This is a genomic window from Chryseobacterium sp. R2ACT005 (assembly GCF_049949215.1).
In the GTDB taxonomy this organism is placed as follows: Bacteria; Bacteroidota; Bacteroidia; order Flavobacteriales; family Weeksellaceae; genus Chryseobacterium.
In genome coordinates, this window is sequence record NZ_CP188192.1 from 738,858 (window position 1) to 758,874 (window position 20,017).

14 protein-coding genes are annotated in these 20,017 nt (G+C 36.7%); 8 read left to right on the forward strand and 6 right to left on the reverse strand.

The features are described 5' to 3' along the window. Positions 1-111: 111 nt before the first annotated feature. A complete protein-coding gene (locus tag ACPF63_RS03480) occupies positions 112-1,341 on the reverse strand; it encodes an ABC transporter permease (RefSeq protein WP_077418260.1) in 1,230 nt (409 codons plus the stop codon). Between the two features lie 4 nt (positions 1,342-1,345). Here ACPF63_RS03480 and ACPF63_RS03485 point away from each other — a divergent pair, with 4 nt between their 5' ends. Next, positions 1,346-2,542 (forward strand): exo-beta-N-acetylmuramidase NamZ family protein, encoded by a 1,197-nt coding sequence (locus ACPF63_RS03485; protein WP_426481998.1) that lies wholly within the window; start codon positions 1,346-1,348, stop codon positions 2,540-2,542. Here the strand turns inward: ACPF63_RS03485 and ACPF63_RS03490 are convergent, their stop codons facing one another. From ACPF63_RS03490 to ACPF63_RS03505, 4 genes are all read right to left on the reverse strand, one after another. Further along, positions 2,543-2,749, reverse strand: coding sequence for a hypothetical protein (locus tag ACPF63_RS03490; RefSeq protein WP_077418263.1), 207 nt, complete (start codon positions 2,747-2,749; stop codon positions 2,543-2,545). A 4-nt stretch (positions 2,750-2,753) separates the two neighbouring features. Continuing rightward, positions 2,754-3,386: a DUF3575 domain-containing protein gene (locus ACPF63_RS03495; protein ID WP_180564349.1), complete on the reverse strand. Its 633-nt coding sequence runs from the start codon at positions 3,384-3,386 to the stop codon at positions 2,754-2,756. Between the two features lie 14 nt (positions 3,387-3,400). Continuing rightward, complete coding sequence (locus ACPF63_RS03500) at positions 3,401-4,576, reverse strand: thioredoxin family protein (protein WP_426481999.1); 1,176 nt, start codon at positions 4,574-4,576, stop codon at positions 3,401-3,403. Between the two features lie 177 nt (positions 4,577-4,753). Then, positions 4,754-5,113, reverse strand: coding sequence for a winged helix-turn-helix transcriptional regulator (locus ACPF63_RS03505; RefSeq protein WP_077418271.1), 360 nt, complete (start codon positions 5,111-5,113; stop codon positions 4,754-4,756). A gap of 143 nt (positions 5,114-5,256) precedes the next feature. Here ACPF63_RS03505 and ACPF63_RS03510 point away from each other — a divergent pair, with 143 nt between their 5' ends. The 7 genes from ACPF63_RS03510 (at position 5,257) to ACPF63_RS03540 (ending at position 16,788) form a co-directional block, all read left to right on the forward strand. Next, positions 5,257-6,201: an alpha/beta hydrolase gene (locus ACPF63_RS03510; protein WP_426482000.1), complete on the forward strand. Its 945-nt coding sequence runs from the start codon at positions 5,257-5,259 to the stop codon at positions 6,199-6,201. A 17-nt stretch (positions 6,202-6,218) separates the two neighbouring features. After that, on the forward strand, positions 6,219-6,785 hold the full coding sequence (locus ACPF63_RS03515) for a cysteine hydrolase family protein (RefSeq protein WP_077418276.1): 567 nt from the start codon (positions 6,219-6,221) through the stop codon (positions 6,783-6,785). Between the two features lie 209 nt (positions 6,786-6,994). Further along, positions 6,995-8,578 carry a histidine kinase gene (locus ACPF63_RS03520; protein WP_426482001.1) on the forward strand — a complete coding sequence of 528 codons (1,584 nt, stop codon included), beginning with the start codon at positions 6,995-6,997 and terminating at the stop codon, positions 8,576-8,578. Between the two features lie 112 nt (positions 8,579-8,690). Next, positions 8,691-11,276, forward strand: a complete 2,586-nt coding sequence (locus tag ACPF63_RS03525) for a zinc-dependent metalloprotease (RefSeq protein WP_426482002.1) — start codon at positions 8,691-8,693, stop codon at positions 11,274-11,276. A gap of 6 nt (positions 11,277-11,282) precedes the next feature. Continuing rightward, entirely contained in the window at positions 11,283-14,615 is a 3,333-nt protein-coding gene (locus ACPF63_RS03530) for a SusC/RagA family TonB-linked outer membrane protein (protein ID WP_426482003.1), read from the forward strand. A gap of 12 nt (positions 14,616-14,627) precedes the next feature. After that, positions 14,628-15,947 (forward strand): RagB/SusD family nutrient uptake outer membrane protein, encoded by a 1,320-nt coding sequence (locus ACPF63_RS03535; protein WP_426482004.1) that lies wholly within the window; start codon positions 14,628-14,630, stop codon positions 15,945-15,947. 79 nt (positions 15,948-16,026) lie between these two features. Next, positions 16,027-16,788, forward strand: a complete 762-nt coding sequence (locus ACPF63_RS03540; RefSeq protein ID WP_077418290.1) for a LytR/AlgR family response regulator transcription factor — start codon at positions 16,027-16,029, stop codon at positions 16,786-16,788. Between the two features lie 163 nt (positions 16,789-16,951). On the opposite strand, the gene ACPF63_RS03545 is transcribed toward ACPF63_RS03540, so the two are convergent. Then, positions 16,952-20,008 (reverse strand): amino acid adenylation domain-containing protein, encoded by a 3,057-nt coding sequence (locus tag ACPF63_RS03545; RefSeq protein ID WP_426482005.1) that lies wholly within the window; start codon positions 20,006-20,008, stop codon positions 16,952-16,954. Positions 20,009-20,017 lie beyond the last annotated feature (9 nt).

Sequence of the window (20,017 nt, forward strand, 5' to 3'; positions counted from 1 at the left end):
GGCGCAAAGATAAGGCTTTTAAAATTATCTGCGCTGTGGATAACATGTGGATAAGTTGTGGGTAAAATTAAAAATCCCTTGAAAAACAACGAATACCTGTCAATTATCAATTTAGTTGTACTTAATAACTTTCACAGGAGAGATCTTACTGATCAGGTAGCTGGGAATAATTAAAGCCAATCCTGAAATAAGAAGAATTCCCAATGAGATAGAAATAATTGCGATAGGATTAAGGTCTACCGGAACTGTACTTACATAATAGTTTTCCGGGTTAAGTTTTATTATTCCAAAGAATTTCTGAATTAAAATAAGTCCCAATCCGATAGCATTTCCATACAAAAGTCCCGGAATCATAATAATCAGGGTATAATTGATGAAGGTAGCTCTTATCTGTGAATTGCTTGCACCCAATGTTTTAAGGAGACCGATAGAATTTGTTCTTTCAATAATAAGAATCAGAAGAACCATGATGATATTAATAACCACTACAATCAGCATGATGATAATGATCAATGCTATATTGGTATCAAAAATACTGATCCAGTCCGTAATCTGCGGAAATTTTTCAGTAGCTTTTTCAGCATAATTTTTATAGCCGATCTGTTTTTCAATTTCAGGAAAATCCTTGTCGATATCGTTTACATTTTTCAGAAAGATATCTATTCCGCCAATTTCATCAGACTTCATATCCTGAATTTTTCTGGCATGGTTGATTCCACCGATAACAAACTGTTCATCAATCAACTTAATATCAGTTCTGTAAATCCCTATAATCTTGAATTTACGATAAAGTGGTTTTTGATCAGCCTTTAAAAATACGGTAACAATACTGTCATTCACCTTAAGATGAAGATCATTGGCTACTTTTTGCGAAATAGCAACATCATTGTTGAAGCCTTTCTCGGTAACTTTCGGGGTGGTGCCGGCAATAAGGAATTTTTTAAACCTTAAACTGTCAAAATCTTTTCCGATTCCCTTAAATATAATTCCCGCAAAATTATGTTCATTACGCATAATTCCGGTAACCATCACATATTTCTGAATACTTTCCACATCGGGAAGTTCTTTTATTTTTGCGATATTGAGTCCCTGATTATCAAGTACGGAAGTATTATAAGAGGAATTTGAACGTGTTGATCTTACAGTAATATGTCCGCTGAAATCTGCCAGCCTCTCTTTGATAGCTTTTTTTGAACCAAAACCGGTGGCTACAGTAATTAAGGAAACAATAATCCCCAATGCTACGGAAAGCCTGCCAATGAAGATGATAACCCTTGAAAGGTTATTTTTGTTATCTTTGGAAAATGCTATTTTTCTAGAGAAATATAAAGGAAATTTCAAGCTTATGAATTTAGATTTCAAAATTAAAAATTTACTTCTGATTTGCCTAATTTTTTTAGGAGTATTCAATCAATATTATTCTCAGACTCATGTTCAATCGGATTTTAAAACCGGGGCAGACCAGCCTGAAATATATTTGCCACTCTTAAAAGATAAGACAATAGGGGTAGTAACCAATCAGACGGGTTTGATGAGTGACAGAACTCATTTGGTAGATTTTCTGGTAAAAAACGGAATAAAGATCAAGTCGATTTTTGCTCCTGAACATGGTTTCAGAGGAGATGCAGATGCGGGTGCAAAAGTGAAAAATGGTGTAGACATAAAAACAGGAATCCCAATTGTTTCCCTGTATGGCAATAATAAAAAGCCAAAGCCGGAGCAACTGGCAGGAATTGATATTGTTGTTTTTGATATCCAGGATGTTGGGGTGAGATTCTATACCTATATTTCCACTCTGTCTTATCTGATGGAAGCAGGTGCTGAAAATAATGTCGAGATCATGGTATTGGATCGTCCCAATCCGCATGACGGATATACTGATGGACCTGTATTGAGAAAAAAATGGGCCAGCTTTGTAGGGATGCATGAAGTTCCTGTAGTTTATGGGCTTACCATAGGAGAGTATGGAAAGATGGTGAACGGAGAAAAATGGCTGAAAAATGGCATCCAGGCTAAATATACGCTTATTCAGATGAAGAATTATCATAAAAAGCAGCGCTATTCAATACTTGATAAACCTTCCCCGAATTTACCCAATGATAAAGCAATCAATTTATATCCAAGTCTGTGCTTTTTTGAAGGAACTCAGGTTTCTGTAGGAAGAGGGACAGATCTTCCTTTTCAGATTTATGGTTCCCCATGGACGGCAAATCTTCCTTACCAGTTTACGCCGAAGCCAAGCTATGGTGCTAAAGATCCATTTCTGAACGGGAAATTGTGTTATGGTGAAAATCTTTCAGAATATCCTAAAGACTTAAGAGCGCTTAACCTTGAATGGGTGATCAAAGCTTATCAGAATTATAAGAATCCCCAGCAGGATTTCTTCCTTAAAAATCTTTGGTTTGATACCCTGTCAGGAACTGATGATTTCAGAAAACAGATTATAGCCGGAAAATCAATTCAGGAAATTAAAGATTCCTGGAAAAAAGATCTGGAAAGTTTCGAAAAGATCAGAACCCGGTATGTGGTATATGAAGATTAATTAATCAAAATTTTGGGGCGGATTTTTATCATTTCTGCCCTTATTTAATATAAAGAGCCCAATTGTTAATCCAACAACTCCCGCAAAAGCAGTTAATAAAGCTCTCTGCAGTTTATCAGGCAGATCGTTTCCGATATAGTTCATTAAAAAAAGAATCACAAAAGTGATCACTAAAATGATAATATGATTTTTTCCGAATAGCTTCATTGTCTTATTTTAATTTATAGGAAATCATTACGCCTCCTCTGTATGGGATGATCTCACCACTTTTATTGAATTTTTCTGCACGATCATAACGTCTCCCTGTGGTACGGTCATATCCCTTATAAAATCCTTGTGATGTTCCGACTGTTCCATAAATGTCAAGATTCCATCGTTCGGATAACTGGAATTGATATCCTGCTGTAACACCGAGCATAATAGAGAACCCCCTTTGATACAGATTTGAGTTGCGGAGTGTTTCTCCGTTCCAGTTTTCAAAGGTATCATCATTCCAGTAATTCCATTTTGAAGCATTGTAGGCTGCAAAACCAATGTTAGCTCCTACATACCAGTGTTTGAATGCCTCATTAAAATAGTATCTTCCTTCTGCAGATACAGAATAAAACTGTAATTCATGTCCTGAGAAAGACTTCCATGGTGAAATGAAAACATCGCCCTGAAGGGTATATTTCGGACTGATCTGTTTTTCTATTCCCAGGTTTAATATTCCTATCGGAGCAAATAAAGCATTTCCCTTTATGTATAAACTTTTCTCCTGTCCTCCTTGTTCCTGTTCCTGAGCACTTACTGTGCTTGCTGACAGGAAAGCTAAAATGCCTGCTGCTAATAATTTATATTTCATCCGGTATGTAATGTTTATTTTATTTGCTTTAATAATTCATCTGCAAGTTGAGAATCTTTATTGCCCTGAACTGCTATATTTTTTGCCATTTCAGCATAGTTTTTTGCCATTTCTTTATTTCCGGTAAGGTAATAGAGTTTAGCAAGAATGTAAGTGTTTTCTGAGGTTTCGCTTCTCATGACAGATTTTTCTGCCCATTCTGTCGCTTTTTTTAATGAAGATGGGGTTTTTACATGATCTACAAATACCCAGGCAGCTCTTAAAAGCTCATTAGGGTCAAATGAATCAGAATTTTTATAATATTCTAAAGCGGCTTTTTCGTATTCAGGAAAATTACTGTTCTGCTCATAATAGCTGAGTTTAGTTTGATTCAGTTTTTTAAGAGCAGCTTCTTTTCCTACCAATGGTTCAGCTGTTTTTAAAAAATAGTCATCGTTGATCTTTTTATTTTTATCATCAATAGACTGTTCTACTATTTTTCCTAATTTCAGCTGAGCATCAAATTCGTTGTAGGTTTCTTCAGGAAGAAATTTAATGATCTCTGCTTTTCTGGATGCGAAAACAGTATAATTGATATCTTCTGACGACTTTACGAAATAGAGAAGAAAGCCGATTTCATCTTTTGTAAGTTCCTCGGTTTTCTTTTTATTCTGAAAATATCTTTCGGAAGCCTTTTTAGCAAAATCATAATCTGTGTTGGCGTTCAGCTTCATAATATTGATCAGGAATTCCGGATCTTTATCACCACCGGCAAAACGATCTTTCAGGGATCCTTTTTTGTTTCCTGGTGAATTGATATCCTGAGCCATAGCCACAAACATGCTCTCTTCCATATAACCGGTATTTCTGGAAACAAGTTCTCCTTCACCGTTCAGGAAAAGATAAGTAGGATAGGAACGTACTCCGAATTTAGAAGCGATGTCTCTGCCTTCTCCTTTTTCCATATCAAATCTTGCATTGATAAAGTTGGTATTGTAATAATCACTGACAGATTTTTGGGTGAAAACATTTCTCTCCATCATTTTACATGGACCACACCAGGAAGCATATGCATCAATAAAAACCAATTTCTTTTCCTTCTTGGCTTTAGCAATAATATCCTTGAAAGGGAGCTCCTGAAACTGGATGGCTTCCTGAGCTGAGATAGCAATGGCACAAAAAATAGATATCCCGGAGATGATCTTCTTCATTTTCAAATAAGATTTGTAGGCGAAGATAATTAATTTCAAAAATATAAAACGCTGAATCTGCTGATTGAACGTTGATATTAACTAATTTTAAGATTTATACCTATTTTTCTGATCTTTCAGTTTATGTAAAAAAAAGAGTTATCCTTTGGGCTTTTTTTAAATGAGTGAGAATTTAGATTATTTTTTCTTCATCTGTTTATGTTCGTTACCCCATACTTCCAGCTGATTCAAAACCGGAATCAGCTTTCTGCCAATTTCTGTAAGCTCATATTCTACTTTTATAGGTACTTCTGCATATACTTTCTTGGCGATGAGCCCCTCCTGTTCCATTTTTTTCAGCTGCAGGGTAAGCATTCTTTCAGAAATATTGTGGATTTTATCTTTCAATTCAAAAAATCTAAGTTTCCCATGTTTAAGATGGTAACAGATGGAAAGAATCCAGCGGCCACTGATCAGATTTACAGCATATATTTCAGAACAGCTGTACTCCAGTGTTTTCTTATTTTCATTATTGGTGGATGATTCTTTAATACTCATACTTACATTTTTGTTCGTTCCAGACAATCATTTGTCAACTTGGAAAGGACGATGTTGATAGGTTAAATTTACAAATAAAAACAGGAAGTATCCTGTCGGAAAATGGTTTTATCGCCGATGTAGAATAAAATATTTAGAAAAAAATGGATTTTAATAGAATTAACATTGATTTAAAAAATAGTATTGAAAATGTTCCTTATTCATTAGAAATTGATGAAAATTTATTTTTGAATGCCCCGGAAATTATTCAACAGGAAAGAATAGAATTTACGAAAGCGAATCCTTTTAAAAAGCCTGATCATATTGCTGTAAAAGATATTTTTATACCAAGTTCAGAAGATGGATATGAGATCAGACTTCACATTTATCAACCTGAAGGTTTCAACCGGGACAGGATTCTGCTTTACTTTCATGGAGGAGGATATGTTTTCGGGTTACCGGAACAGGTGGATGACCAGATGTTTGGAATAGCAGATACACTCAAAGCAACCATTATTTCTGTTGATTACAGGCTTTCTCCCCAATATCGGTTTCCTATTCCTGTTTTAGATGGTTTTGATGCTCTACAATGGACTATTGAGCACGGTGAGTCAAAGTTGGGAATTAATTCTGACCGTATTACCGTTTTTGGAGCAAGTGCAGGTGGACATCTTGCAGCGGCTGTAACTCAAATGGCAGCACACCATAATATTAAAAATATAGAACATCAGTTTTTACTATATCCTGTGATTCACAACAGGCTGAATACTCCTTCAATGGAAGAGTTTACTGATATTCCACTATGGAATAAAAGCTACGCAAAGATAGCGTGGCTGCATTTTCTGGGTGAAGGAAATGAGGATAAAAGCATTCAATATTCGGATCTTACCTGTTATAATGCTTTTTCAAGGTTACCGCAAACCACCATTGTTGCCTGTGAGTTGGATCCTTTAAGAGATGAGGATGTAGAATATGCTCAGCTTTTATATAAAGCAAGAGTGAAAACTGAATTGTGGGTAATTCCCGGTGCACTGCATGTATTTGATCTCTTCGATTCTCCTGTAAAGGATGAATATAATACGTTTCTTATGAACAGACTTTTCAAATAATGATAAAATAAAAACAGATGAAATTACAAAACAAAAAATCGGCATTGCTTCTTATTGATATTCAAAAAGGATTTCTTGATGAAAACTATTGGGGAGGAAACAGAAATAATAAAGAAGCAGAAAAATTAAGCGGAAAAATACTGCAAAAATGGAGAAGCTTGAATTTGCCTATATTTCACATCCGACATAGCTCAACAGACATTAATTCAAAACTGCACGAATCTGATCCGGGATTTGAATTTAATGAAAATGTCTTACCTCAAAATAATGAACCTATTATTACAAAAAATGTGAACAGCGCTTTTATTGGAACTGATTTAAAAGAAAAATTAGATCTTCAGAAAATAGATACTCTGGTGATTCTGGGAATTACGACCAATCATTGTGTTTCCACTACGGCAAGAATGGCGGGAAACTTTGGATTTGAAACCTACGTGATTTCTGATGCTACAGCAGCTTTTGACAGAGTCGGGATACATGGAGAAAAATATGAAGCAGAACTGGTGCATCTCATGGCATTGGCCAATCTGAGTGAAGAATTTGCCACGATACTGAATACTGAAGAATTATTAAAAAAGTTGTAGAAAAACGATAATCTGAACATATTGAAACTGTCATCTTTTTGGTGGTTTTTTTATTACATATAGTTAATAATATATGTTTTGGTTCCAAAAATAGGCTTGCTTATCGATGGTTTTAAATATAAAAATAATTCACTTTACAGTCCTGGAATCTTTGTTATATCTTTGCAAACGAATAATTTATATGTAGGAGAACAACAATTCAGAGAGACTTGAGTATTAATTTTAAACACGCCTTATCCCAAAAATACATTTACATCACCGCTCTATCTGCCTGCTTGATTGCAGTGGCAGCATTTGCTGTTCTGAGCCTTTTAATTACTGAAGACAGCCGTAAAAACACTGATGATTTTGCAAAGAAAACCTTCTTCCGTAAATATGAATCTGTGGAACATGAATTCAGAAATATTGAGGACTATCAGTATCTGCTTCGCGCATTGATTCAGAAAGACGGTCTGAAGAATTATAAAGATTATTCTTTGGTTTTAAATGATTTAAACAAAAAAAGAAATCTGCTGCCTTACAGCTGGTATTATTATGAAAATACTGCTTCCGGAAAAACAGAAAGTAATAATCCGTTATCTGATATTTTCAAAAATACAGATCATAAAGAGAAAGCTATTGTTTTAAAAAACAACGGGTCCGGACATTTCAGGGATCTTTTGATAACTAAAAAAGACAGTATGTATTGGGTGAGTTATGATTCCCTGATGCTGCCTGATAAAAACAAATTGTATTATGGTTCTACTGTAAGCCTGGATGATCTCCATCAGTACTTTATCAATGTAGATAAAAGTTCTAATACGTATGCGTATGTCTTTACCAAAGAAGGAATTTGTATTACCCATCCGGAGAAAAAATACATCGGAAAGAATATTTTTGATTTTACAGATATTAAGGCTAAAGATACTTTGTCTGGCAGCTCTGAAGCCGGATATACCAAAGGAACAGCGGTTTCGGAATATCTTGGAGTTGAAGTAACCCGCTTCATAAAACCATTAAAAACAGACAATTTTGACGGATATACGGTTGTGAACCATGTTAATTTCATCATTGATGAAAATATAAGCAAGATAAAAACCTATACTGTGTATATTTTTCTGGCAGCTCTGTTTCTTATTGTAACGGTTTTTATCTTATTCCAGAGGGCGACTAATCTGGCTTATCAGGAAAAAGAAAAAATACAGTCTGAAAAGAATTTATTGTTAGTAGAGAACGAAAAGATGCACAAAGCAGAAGTGATCAACCAGCTGCAGCAACTTAAGAATAACATCAATCCACATTTTCTCTTCAATTCTTTGAATTCTCTTTATATGCTGATCGGCATCAATAAAGAAAATGCGCAGAAGTTTACCATGAATCTCTCCAAGATTTATAGGTATCTTATAGTACCTCCGAAAGAGAATATAGTTCCGGTTTCGCAGGAAATAAAATTTATACAGCAGTATATGGAACTTCTGAAAAGCAGGTTTGATGAAGAAATGAGTTTTGAACTGATTATTAATGATTCTGCAAGTCTGGAAAAACGCATTCCGTATTTATCACTGCAGATTGTTACTGAGAATGCAATCAAACACAATATTGCGACCATAGATCAGCCTTTGGAAATTATCATTATTATTGACGAAAATGGGATTACTGTGAAGAACACCTGGCAGCCAAAAGCTGAACCAGTGCAGGGAGAAAAATTCGGAATTGATTATTTGAATCAAGTTTATGAGTATTTTAAGAATAATCTTCTTCATATTTCTGTAGATGGTGAATATTTCATATGTTTTTTACCATTAATGAAGTGAAAATAAAAATCCATTCACTCCCGAAAAATCACCATTCACTCCCTAATATTATATATATGATTCACGATACCTATAGCTTTGCTGGCTGAAACTAAGATATTTACTATTTGGAATGAATCGGACTATTTTAATGAAGAATTACAGGCTGGCACTGTATTTAGGTCTTGCTATGGCCTCACCAATGGCAATAGCACAGAAAAAAGATACAGTAAAGGTCAACAAAGACAAAACTGATAAGACAGAGACTTCCTCATCAAAGAAAACAAAGAAAATTGAAGATCTGATCAAAAAAGGGACTTATAAAAAAGGACTTTTTAATACGATACAGGTAAAAACGGATATTTATTTTGAAATTCCTGACAGTCTGATGGGACGTCAGTTTTTGGTGGTGAACAAACTTTCTCAGGTACCAATGCAGGTGAATGAGGCAGGTTTGAACAAAGGAATGAATTATGAAAATAAGGTCATTTCTTTCCATCGTGATCCCGTAGCTAAAAAAGTATGGGTAAAAACGGTGGTGCCTAAAGTATCATCTCCAAAAAATGATGCCATTACAAAATCTGTGAAAGACAATTTTTCAGAATCTGTGATTGAAGTCTTTGATATTGAAGCACAAAATAGCGATTCTACAGCAGTAGCCATTAAAGTCAATAAAGTTTTTGATGGAAATCAGAAGAGCTTCAATGATGTTCTGGCCAATGTAGGATTGGGGGGATCTGTGAAATCAAGCCTTTCTTATATAGAAGGAGTGAAAACTTTCCCCAGGAATCTTGTGGTGAAGTCTCAATTGTCTACTTCTGTAAATGAAGGAGGAGTAGATCTTCCGGTAACCCTTGGTGTTACTACAAATCTGGTACTGCTTTCTAAAATACCGATGAAACCGAGAGTCGCAGATTCAAGAGTAGGATTTTTCTCGGAAAAGCACTGGTCGTTTAATGACAATCAGCAGAAAATGGATGAAAAATTCTTCATTACCAAATGGAATCTTGAACCGAAGGACGAGGATAAAGAAAAATACTTAAGAGGTGAGCTGGTAGAGCCTAAGAAACCGATTGTTTATTATATCGATCCGGCAACACCAAAACAATGGCGTGAAAAAATCATTGCCGGAGTACATGACTGGCAGGCGGCGTTTGAGCAGGCAGGATTCAAAAATGCAGTGATTGCGAAAATGCCGGATGAAAAAGATGAAGATTTTGATATTGATGATGTAAGATATTCTGTGATTACTTACGCCGCTTCGCCAAAGTCAAATGCAATGGGACCCTCCGTAGTAGACCCGAGAAGTGGTGAAATTATCGAAGCAGATATCATCTGGTGGCATAATGTAATGACTTCTCTTCATGACTGGATGAGAATTCAGACAGGGCCTATCGACCCGAAAGCAAGAGGAAATAAATTCAGTGATGAGCACATGGGGGAAGCGATTCGTTTTGTTTCATCTCATGAAGTTGGACACACTTTCGGACTGAAGCACAATATGGGAGCATCCTTTGCATTCCCTGTAGAGTCGCTTCGTTCCAAAGAATTTACAGACAAAATGGGTGGTACAGCACCTTCCATTATGGACTATGCACGTTACAATTATGTAGCACAGCCGGAAGATGGGGTTACAGCCATCACTCCGAAAATTGGTCTTTATGACAAATATGCTATAGACTGGGGTTACCGTTGGTATCCGGATGAATTTGTTGAGAAAAAAGCGCTGAGAAATTTAATTGAAAAACATGAGGATGACCCGATGTATTTCTATGGCGAGCAGCAGAGCTACCTGGAAACTATCGATCCACGTTCACAGTCTGAAGATTTAGGAGATGATGCCATGAAAGCTAGTGAGTACGGGATGAAAAACCTGAAAGTGGTTCTCAACAACCTTTTGAAATGGACCTATGAAGATGGTAAGGAATATACGGATGCTGGAAAACTGTATATGGGAGCTATCGGACAATGGGATCTGTACACAGGTCATGTGATGGCGAATGTGGGAGGAATTTATCTGAACAATACTGTTTTTGGCAACAAGAAGAAAGCTTACGAAGCAGTTCCTGTTGAAATACAGACAAGAGCTGTTGATTATCTTGTTAAAAATGCAATCAACCTTCCGGAATGGTTATTCTTCAATCCGATTACAGAAAAAACGTATCCGGTTAAAGATTCACCAATGGGACCATTTGAGCAGACACCATATACCATGGCGAGAGGAATGCAGTATGCAAATATCTATTCCCTGTTTATGGATGACCGATTATTGAGGTTGCTTGAAAATGAGCTAAAGCATCAGATGTCAGGTTCAAAAGAAGAGATCTATACCGTTGAGAAATTATTTGATCAGGTAAGAACGGCCATTTTTAACAAAAAAGGAAGCCTTACGATGCTTGAAAAAATGACTCAGAAAAACTATGTGGATGCCCTGATTGTTTCGGTGAATAAATTATTTGAGAAAACAGCAGTGAAAGGATTGAAAGTTGATGATACCCTGAATATCCCAACCATCTGTAATTTCCATGAAGATGATCACGGTTTGAGGAATATCAATTATTCATCCATGAAAAGAGTATCTGAAGTCACTACGTACAAGAGAGCGGAACTTCAGAAGGTTCTGGATTTACTGAACAGGACAAGATACAGAGGTGATGATGCTTCCAGAGCACATTACACAGATTTAATCATTCGTATACAAGAGGCTTTAAACAAATAAACGGCAATGAAAAAAACTCTAATACTTTTACCTCTTTTGGCTGCTAATATAGCAATGGCCCAGCAAAAGAAAACCATCACCGGGAAAATAGAAGATGGAAATACTTCTCATATAATTGCCGGTGCATCTATAAAAATCGAGACGCAATCTGTTTCAACAAAAACAGAATTGGAAGGAATTATCGAAAGTGTATCCGTAGGTACAGTAGCTGATAAGGACGGAAAATTTATATTAGAAATCCCTGCAGATACCAAATCTGTATCAGTAAGCTATCCAGGTTATGAATCCCGGGTAATTCAGTTGAATGAAGGACAGACCAACTATACAATACGACTAACTTCTGAAGTTACAGACAAAAATAAAATCCAGGAAGTAATCATCACTGGATATCAGAAAATTGAAAAACGTAAGCAGACCTCAGCAGTTTCTACAGTAAAAATGGACAACATCAGCCAGGCTGGTGTTGCCAGTGTAGACCAGATGCTGGCAGGTCAGATTGCCGGTGTAGCAGTAACTCCTGAAACAGGGGCTCCGGGAAGCCCGGCAAAGATCAGAATCAGAGGTACAGCTTCTCTTTCCGGTCCTCAGGATCCACTATGGGTAATCGACGGTCTTCCGTTAGAAGGAAATGATGTTCCGAACTTTACCGATAAAGATAATATAGATCAGCTTCAGAACTTTTCTATTGCAGGACTGAATCCTAACGATATTGAAGATATTACAATCCTTAAAGATGCTGCAGCGACAGCAATTTACGGAGCAAGAGCAGCAAATGGAGTGATTTCCATTACCACGAAAAAAGGAAAAAAGGGGAGTCTTAGACTGAACTTCTCAGCAGATACTTTCGTGACATCACGACCTGATTTTGATAAACTGAATCTTCTGAATGCTTCTGAAAAAGTAGATCTGGAACTGATGCTTGCCAAGCGTACCGATCTTACTTACCGTACTGATAAAGGAGAAGTAATGAGAATTCTGACTCAGAATAGTCAGCTTGATGCTTTCAGAAACGGAGGTTTTGATGCGCTGAATTCATTAACACGACAGCAAATCAACGGTTTAAGAAACAATAACACAGACTGGGGCAAACTGTTGTACAGAAATGCTATCAACAAACAATATGGATTAAGTGTTTCCGGAGGAAGCGATCGTGCAGATTATTATTTCTCCCTGGGATATTATGATGAAGAAGGAACAACTATCGGGACAGGTTTTAAACGTTATAACCTGACTTTAAAAAACAACTATAAATTAAGCGATAAGTTAAATGCAGGAATCTCTATTTTCGGAACGCAAAGTGAACGTGAATCTTTTGTAACGGATGCTGATGCTTCAATAAACCCTGTTAATTATTCAAGAAATGCAAATCCTTATCTGAAACCTTTCAATGCAGACGGAAGCTACAATTATGATAAAGATATGGATGGTTTTGAGGACCGCTATATTCCTTTCAATTTCCTTGAAGAAAGAGAAAATACAAACTATTCGCTGAAAAATAACTCTTTGAAAGCGATTTTAGATTTAGAATATAAAGCTTCAAAAAGTTTAAAATTTACCTCTCAGTTAGGGATCCAGTATGATACCAATAAAACAGAAAAATTTGCTGCAGAGAATACGTATTTCACCAGAAAAATGAAAGAAAATACCCGTTATTACAAAGACGGTAAATACAATTATTTTCTACCGGCTGGTGCTGTGAAACAAAACTGGGATAATGATTTCTTCCAGTACAACTGGAAATTGCAGGCGGCGTATAGCACGAAGATCAATTCAAAACATGAAATTGATTTGATGGCTGGAACTGAAATCCGTAAAACAGAAGATAATACTACTATTACCAGAGCCTTTGGGTACGATCCAAAGACCAGAAGAGCTACGGCAATTGTTTTCCCGAATTCAGGTTTTGCAGCAGATAAAAGATATGAAACGTATCGTGAAGCAGCTCCTATAGAGAATGCATATGCTTCTATGTTTGCTACAGCATCTTATACTTATGATCAGAAATATACATTCTTCGGAAGTGTGAGATATGACGGAACCAACCTTTTTGGGGTGAATAAAAAATATAAATATCTTCCGATATGGGCAGTTTCAGGATCATGGCTGGTAACGAAGGAAGATTTTATGAAAAATATTTCTGCGGTATCTAACCTTAGACTGAGAGCCTCTTATGGTCTTCAGGGAAATATTGACAGAAATACATCGCCATTCTTTATCGGGGAATATAATGATACAACGATTCTTCCAGGTGTAAAAGAAGGAGTTATCAATGTTATCAGTCCTCCGAACGATAAACTGAGATGGGAGAAAACAATCAATACCAACTTAGGACTAGACTTAGGATTGTTCAATAACCGTGTAAGCCTTACCGCTGATGTCTATAGCAGAAAAGGAACGGATATGATCAGTATGAGAGAAACTCCCCTTGAAACAGGTTTTGAATATACAATGATGAACTGGGGAAGTTTGACCAACAAAGGTTTTGAACTGGCATTGTCTACCAGAAACATCAATCATGATAATTTCAAATGGACGACTACCATCAACTTTGCTCACAACAAGAGTAGAGTATTGAGCGAGCAGCCCCGTGAGAATGCTTTCCTTCCTTCAAGAGAAGGTCTGCCTGTGAATGCGGTTTTTGCTTTGAAAACTGCAGGAATGGATGAACACGGAAATCCATTGTTCTGGAAAGGGGATCAAAAGATTTCCGCAGCAGAATTCTTTAAATTGTATGATGTGTATGCAGATTTCCTTCCAGGGCAGCTTGTAGATACGAAACTCTCAAACGCTGAACTTAGAAGCCTGTTTACTTATGTGGGAGACAGAGATCCGAAGTTTACCGGAGGGATTATCAACACATTTAAGGTAAGTAATTTTGATCTTACAATCTCGGCAACATTCAATCTGAAGCAAACCGTAATGAGAACACCTTCTTACCGCGGAATGGAGCTGGACAGAGGAAGGAATTATACAAGAGATATCTATGAAGCAGGGGGTTCGCTTCCGGGAATTACAAGTCCTGATATGGATGCTAATCCGGACGGATGGATGGCGAATAAATGGTTTGCCGGAAACCGCTCAAGCGCATACAATCTGCTTGATATATGGGCAAAAGAGATCAGCTATATCAGAATCAGCAGCATCCGTTTAGGCTATACACTTCCGAAAGAATTTACAAATCCTATGGGAATCAGTAGTTTGAGACTAAGCGTTGAAGGGCGTAACCTGTTTGTATTCAGTAACGGATATAAAGGATATTTTGATCCGGAAACGTATGGTAATATTTATGCACAGCCTATCACCAAGTCGGTGACCGTAGGATTTAATGTTTCTTTTTAAAACTTGAGAAAAATGAGAAAAATTACAGCAATCATAGTGCTTACAGCAATCAGCTTTATCAATATCGGATGTGATAGATTTTTAGATATTCAGCCTGAAGGAAAAATCATTCCTGTTACCACTGAAGATTACCGGAAAGTACTTACATCTGCCTATTCAAAATATCCCGTTCACAAGTCGCTGGTAGCCCTTCGTACCGATGAGACCAGTATTGATGATAATGGAGTAGATTTTATTTCTTATCGTGAAATTGCGATGTGGAAAGATTCGAACTATGACTCTAACTCTGCGGAGCTTCCCTGGTTAAGTTTTTATTCCGTAAACTTCTATCTGAATCAGATCATCAATGAAGGAAGCAAAACAATGCAGGATTCTCCGGAGAAGAATCAGATTTTAGCAGAAGCATATGCTCTTCGTGCTTACCTGTATTTCGATATGGTGAATCTATATGGAAAACCCTACAACAGTGCAACAGCTTCTACAGACAGAGGAGTTCCAATCAGTCTTGAAATTGATCTGGAACAGGTTTTGAAACCATCTTCAGTACAGGAAGTATACAATCAGGTTCATGCAGACCTTAAGAAAGCAGAAGATCTGATGATAGAACAGAAGCAGGCAATAGGTGTCAACTACAGATTCTCAAAAATAGCATTGCTGGCATTTGAGGCAAGAGCCGCTCTATATGAAGGAGACTGGAATAAGGCTTTAAACTATGCAGATCAGGTATTGGCAGTAAAAGGAGATTTGAGCAATTTAAATACTGTCAACACACCACCCAACCATTATGCTTCTCCGGAGTCTATCATGGCTTTGGATAATACATGGGATAACTCTATAAAGAATTTATCTTTTGCATCTCCAGAATTGATTTCTTCATACAATAATACTACAGACAAGAGGTTTGGCATGTATTTTGAGAAAAATGGAAGTAAGTATAAAGTTATTAAAGGAGGAAGCTTAGAGTTCAAAGTTTCTTTCAGAACAGCAGAGCAGTACTTTATAAAATCTGAAGCATTATTAAAGTTGAATAAACTTAATGAAGCTAAAGAAACCCTTCTGAAAGTATTAAAAAACAGATACACTCCGGATGGATATACTTCAGTACAAAATGCAGTGAATTCAATGGATTCTGCAGCATTTATGAACTTTATCCTGGATGAAAGATTCAGAGAATTTGCTTTGGAAGGACAAAGATGGTTCGACTTAAGAAGAGCAAATCAGAAAAAAATTAGCCACACTATCAGTGGTAAAGAGTATATTCTTCAGCAGAATGATCCGCGATATACCATTGAATATCCAATGAGTGCGAAGAAGAATAACCCTAATCTATAGAACTTCATATCAAATTCAATACAGATGAAACCGCTTGAACTTAATCGTTCTAGCGGTTTTTTTGTACTTTTGCACCGTTATGAAAATTGCCATTATAGAAGATGAGCTGCTGGCTGTGAATTATCTGAAAAATCTTTTGGATACACAGAGTATTGTCCCTGTTACAGAGACTGTTATTCTTCGTTCCAAAAAGCAGGCAATTGATTTTTTTGAGAAAGATTCGGCAGATCTTATCTTTATGGATATTCATCTTGGTGATGGGATGAGCCTTGAAATTTTCGAGCAGGTAGAGCTTTTTACCCCTATTATTTTCATTACTGCATTTGATGAATATGCCATGAGAGTCTTCAGGCATTTTACCATTGATTACCTTCTGAAACCTTTCGAACAAGAGGATTTGCATAAAGCTTTACAGAAATTTATTTCCATAAGAAACAATTTTGATCCCGAACCGGTGCTCAAATCAATTTCCTCACTGCGCCAGACAGAAGATGAGGTGATGAAACGTTTTATGGTAAGAGAAGGAAATAAACTCAAATCAATAGACGAGCATAACACGGCTTATTTTTTTGCCTCCGGGAAATACCTTTTCCTTACCACAAAAGATCATCAGACCTATATTTTTGATGATACCATTAAAGATATTATTCAGAAGCTGAATCCTGAGATTTTCTTTAAAATAAACCGTAAGTTTATCATTAATAAAGAAGCTGTTTCTGAAATTATCAAGCATTCCAGTCAAAAAGTAGAACTTAGGCTTTCTCCAGAACCGGAAGTAAATGCCGAAATTTTTATCAGTAAAATGCAGATTACCGAGTGCCTGAACTGGCTGAATAAATGATCTCGTTTTTTTTTAATATATAATTTCTTCTCAGTTCATTCAAACTTTTGTCAATTCCCAATTTTGAACTGACTGCTAATTCCATTACTCTGATTTTGCATATAAAAAAAACCTCTAAAATGAATTAGAGATTTTGAGTTATTTTGAATGTAATTGGTGATTTTTAAATCATCTTCATATACCTTAGATAGGCTTCCATAACTGGTTTATTAAAAATGGCGGGCCTGATATCTGTATCTTCTAAGAAATGCTCCGTATTATGGCTTTTAAAATAGTAGGTGTTTTCATAAGCTTCAACCAGGGATTTTCCTTCATGAATATCATCAGAAAATAGATAAAGCAGGGCATACACAGGTGTGTCATGATTTCGTTTCCATTGTTCAAACCATGTTTCAAAATCTAAGCTTTTCATTTCCAGCCCGCAGTAATCAGTGATGCGTACACAAAAATCAGTAAGAGACAGATCATGTTCCGGTAAAGGATTCAAATTAAAGTTGAGTCCTACTGCATCCGGATTCTGACTGATGTGAGCAATAGATTTGCAGACATAATCTACAGTAATCACTTCATCTTTCAATCCCATTACCAGCGGAAATGCTTTTAATTCAATACAGGAACGCATCAAAGAGCTCCACCATTGGTTTAACGGAGTTGCCCCGGTTTCTCCATGGCAAACTACAAACCCTAAACGGAAATTAATCAAAGGGAGACCTTTGTCACGGGCTTTGGAAGCCATGCTTTCCATTACCCATTTACTACGGATGTATCCCATATCACGGCATACGGCGGGTAAATTTTGTTCAATAGGATCATCTTCCGTCATCCATGTTTTTCCTGTAAAGCTTCTGCCCCAGCTGTAAACGCCCATTGATGATGATATGATAAGGAATTTTGTTTTTTCATGTACTGCCAGGTGTAATATATGTGCCATTCCGTCAACATTTGGTTTTTTGATATGTTCATAGGGTTTTACATAGCTTACATCGCTTCCCATATGGTAAATTACCTCAATGTTTTTCAGGAGATTTCCATACAGTTTATCATCAATACCCAGCTTCGGCTGCGTCAGGTCACCTAAAACAATTCTTATTCTATCTTCATACTCTGTTTTCCATACAAGTTTGAATTTTGAAAAAGTACTTTTGATGCGTTCTAATCCAAAATCTTCATTCTCGGCTCTTACAAGACAGTAAATAATGGCGTTTGGGTTTCGGGGAATGAGTTCTTCCAGTAAATGTGAGCCTACAAAACCAGTAACTCCTGTGAGGAAAATTGCAGATGGATCGGCTAAAATTTTGGGATCCGGCTGTACCGTAATCTTAAAATCAAATGGAAGTTCTGCATCTTTTATAAGCTGTTCTTCCACAAGAAGGGCTTTCTGCTGCTGACTAAGCTGATTTTGCATCAAGCGGGCTTCAGCTTCTTTTACAAAAAGAGATATGGTTGAAAACTGATACAGCTCCGGAAGTGATATCCTTTTCTGGATATTCAGCGGCAAACGGGAATGCATTTGCCCAAGCATTAAAGAATGTCCCCCTAATTCAAAGAAATTGTCATTTTCATTTATTTCATCCATGTTCAGTAAATCCATCCATATTTCAGTGATTTCCTGTTTGAGATCTGATGTATCCACCTTTTCTTTCTTCTTTTTCATGGTTTGCTGCAATGGAATGTGAAGTTTGCTCTTGTCAATCTTTCCAGTAATGGTCAAAGGAAGTTTGTCATACAATATGATCTTTTCAGGAAGCATATAAGTGGGGAGGCTTTGTTTCAGTCTTGCACGGATGTCTTCCAGTGTAATATGTTCTTTATCTGTTTCATAAAGTTCCAGAAATGCAGCAAGAATGGGTTGTCCTTGTTCCGGACGATGAACTTTAACCGCGACATTTGCAACCTGTGCAAGTTGTCCTATATGATGCTCAATTTCTTTTAATTCAATTCTGTAACCTCTTAATTTCACCTGTTCATCCAGCCGTCCTACAAATTCAATATTGCCGTCTTTTCTCCAGAATCCACGATCCCCTGATTTATACAATCTGTAGTTGATCCCGTGATCAGACTGCATCCATTCAGGGGCATCAATAAATACTTCTGATGTTTCCGCGGGCTTATTGATATATCCTTTTGCTACTTGCTTACCACCGATATAAATTTCACCTGTAATACCTTCACTCACATATTCGAGATCCTGATTCAGGATGTGAATATGAGCGCCTTCCAATGGTTTTCCGATGATATGGGGATTGGTATCATCCTGGAAATGGTGAGTCACAACACTTACGGTTGTTTCAGTAGGGCCATATACATTAATAAGGCGTACTCTGCTGCACCAGTTTTTTATGGTCTGCTCCGATGGAACTTCACCTGCAATTGAAAGGGTGTGCAGATCTCCGATGGGAAGATTTGTTGGCAACGTACTCAGTACAGCGGGTGGAAGAAAAGGAACCACCTCAATTTTATGATCAACGATAAAATCCAGTAGAGGTTTTCCTATGATTTTGTTGTCAGGATACAGAACAATGGTTGCTCCTGTAAACAGTGGTACCCATATGTCTATAATAGAAACATCAAATCCGGCTGAGCTGAACTGAAGTGTTTTATCTTTGACGGAATACCCCCAAAGCTCTGTGAAGGATACTATAAAAGTATAAAATGCTTCATGATGTATTTCTACTCCTTTAGGAATTCCTGTACTTCCTGAGGTGTAAATGATATAGGCTGTCTGCATCATATCAATGTCGTCAGGATTGATATCAATATAATTTTCTGCAGTTTCATTGGCCTGCTGGTTTATATTAATCAATTGAGTTTTGGTCTCTGCAAATTTATCGGCATATAGGTTTTCAGTGATGATAAGTTCAGTTTCTGAGTCTTCTATGATCATTTTGATTCTGTTTGCAGGCAGTTGTCCGTCAATAGGGATGTATGCTGAACCTGCCTTCAGAACAGCCAGAAAAGAGACAATGCGCTCTATAGATTGGGACATGCAGACTGCAATAGAAGCTCCCTTTTTTAAGGATGAGTTCAGAAGATAAATCGCGAGTTGATCAGATTGATAATCCAATTCTGCATAGGAAATACTCTGGCTTTTAGAAATAATAGCTGTTTTTTCGGGAAAAGAACGGCTTACTGCTTTGAAAATAGAAATTACATTTTTAAACTGGCTTTGTTTAATGTTAAATTCATTATTAACATTTTCTTGAATGCTTTGGTGTTTCATGATTTTTAT

What these genes read in the sequence shown, in the direction of transcription:
- ACPF63_RS03485 (WP_426481998.1), top strand. Translation starts at nt 1,346, where the DNA reads ATGAATTTAGATTTCAAAATTAAAAATTTACTTCTGATTTGCCTAATT.
- ACPF63_RS03495 (WP_180564349.1), bottom strand. Translation starts at nt 3,386, where the DNA reads ATGAAATATAAATTATTAGCAGCAGGCATTTTAGCTTTCCTGTCAGCA.
- ACPF63_RS03525 (WP_426482002.1), top strand. Translation starts at nt 8,691, where the DNA reads ATGAATCGGACTATTTTAATGAAGAATTACAGGCTGGCACTGTATTTA.
- ACPF63_RS03510 (WP_426482000.1), top strand. Translation starts at nt 5,257, where the DNA reads ATGGATTTTAATAGAATTAACATTGATTTAAAAAATAGTATTGAAAAT.
- ACPF63_RS03515 (WP_077418276.1), top strand. Translation starts at nt 6,219, where the DNA reads ATGAAATTACAAAACAAAAAATCGGCATTGCTTCTTATTGATATTCAA.
- ACPF63_RS03530 (WP_426482003.1), top strand. Translation starts at nt 11,283, where the DNA reads ATGAAAAAAACTCTAATACTTTTACCTCTTTTGGCTGCTAATATAGCA.
- ACPF63_RS03505 (WP_077418271.1), bottom strand. Translation starts at nt 5,113, where the DNA reads ATGAGTATTAAAGAATCATCCACCAATAATGAAAATAAGAAAACACTG.
- ACPF63_RS03540 (WP_077418290.1), top strand. Translation starts at nt 16,027, where the DNA reads ATGAAAATTGCCATTATAGAAGATGAGCTGCTGGCTGTGAATTATCTG.
- ACPF63_RS03535 (WP_426482004.1), top strand. Translation starts at nt 14,628, where the DNA reads ATGAGAAAAATTACAGCAATCATAGTGCTTACAGCAATCAGCTTTATC.
- ACPF63_RS03490 (WP_077418263.1), bottom strand. Translation starts at nt 2,749, where the DNA reads ATGAAGCTATTCGGAAAAAATCATATTATCATTTTAGTGATCACTTTT.
- ACPF63_RS03545 (WP_426482005.1), bottom strand. Translation starts at nt 20,008, where the DNA reads ATGAAACACCAAAGCATTCAAGAAAATGTTAATAATGAATTTAACATT.
- ACPF63_RS03500 (WP_426481999.1), bottom strand. Translation starts at nt 4,576, where the DNA reads ATGAAGAAGATCATCTCCGGGATATCTATTTTTTGTGCCATTGCTATC.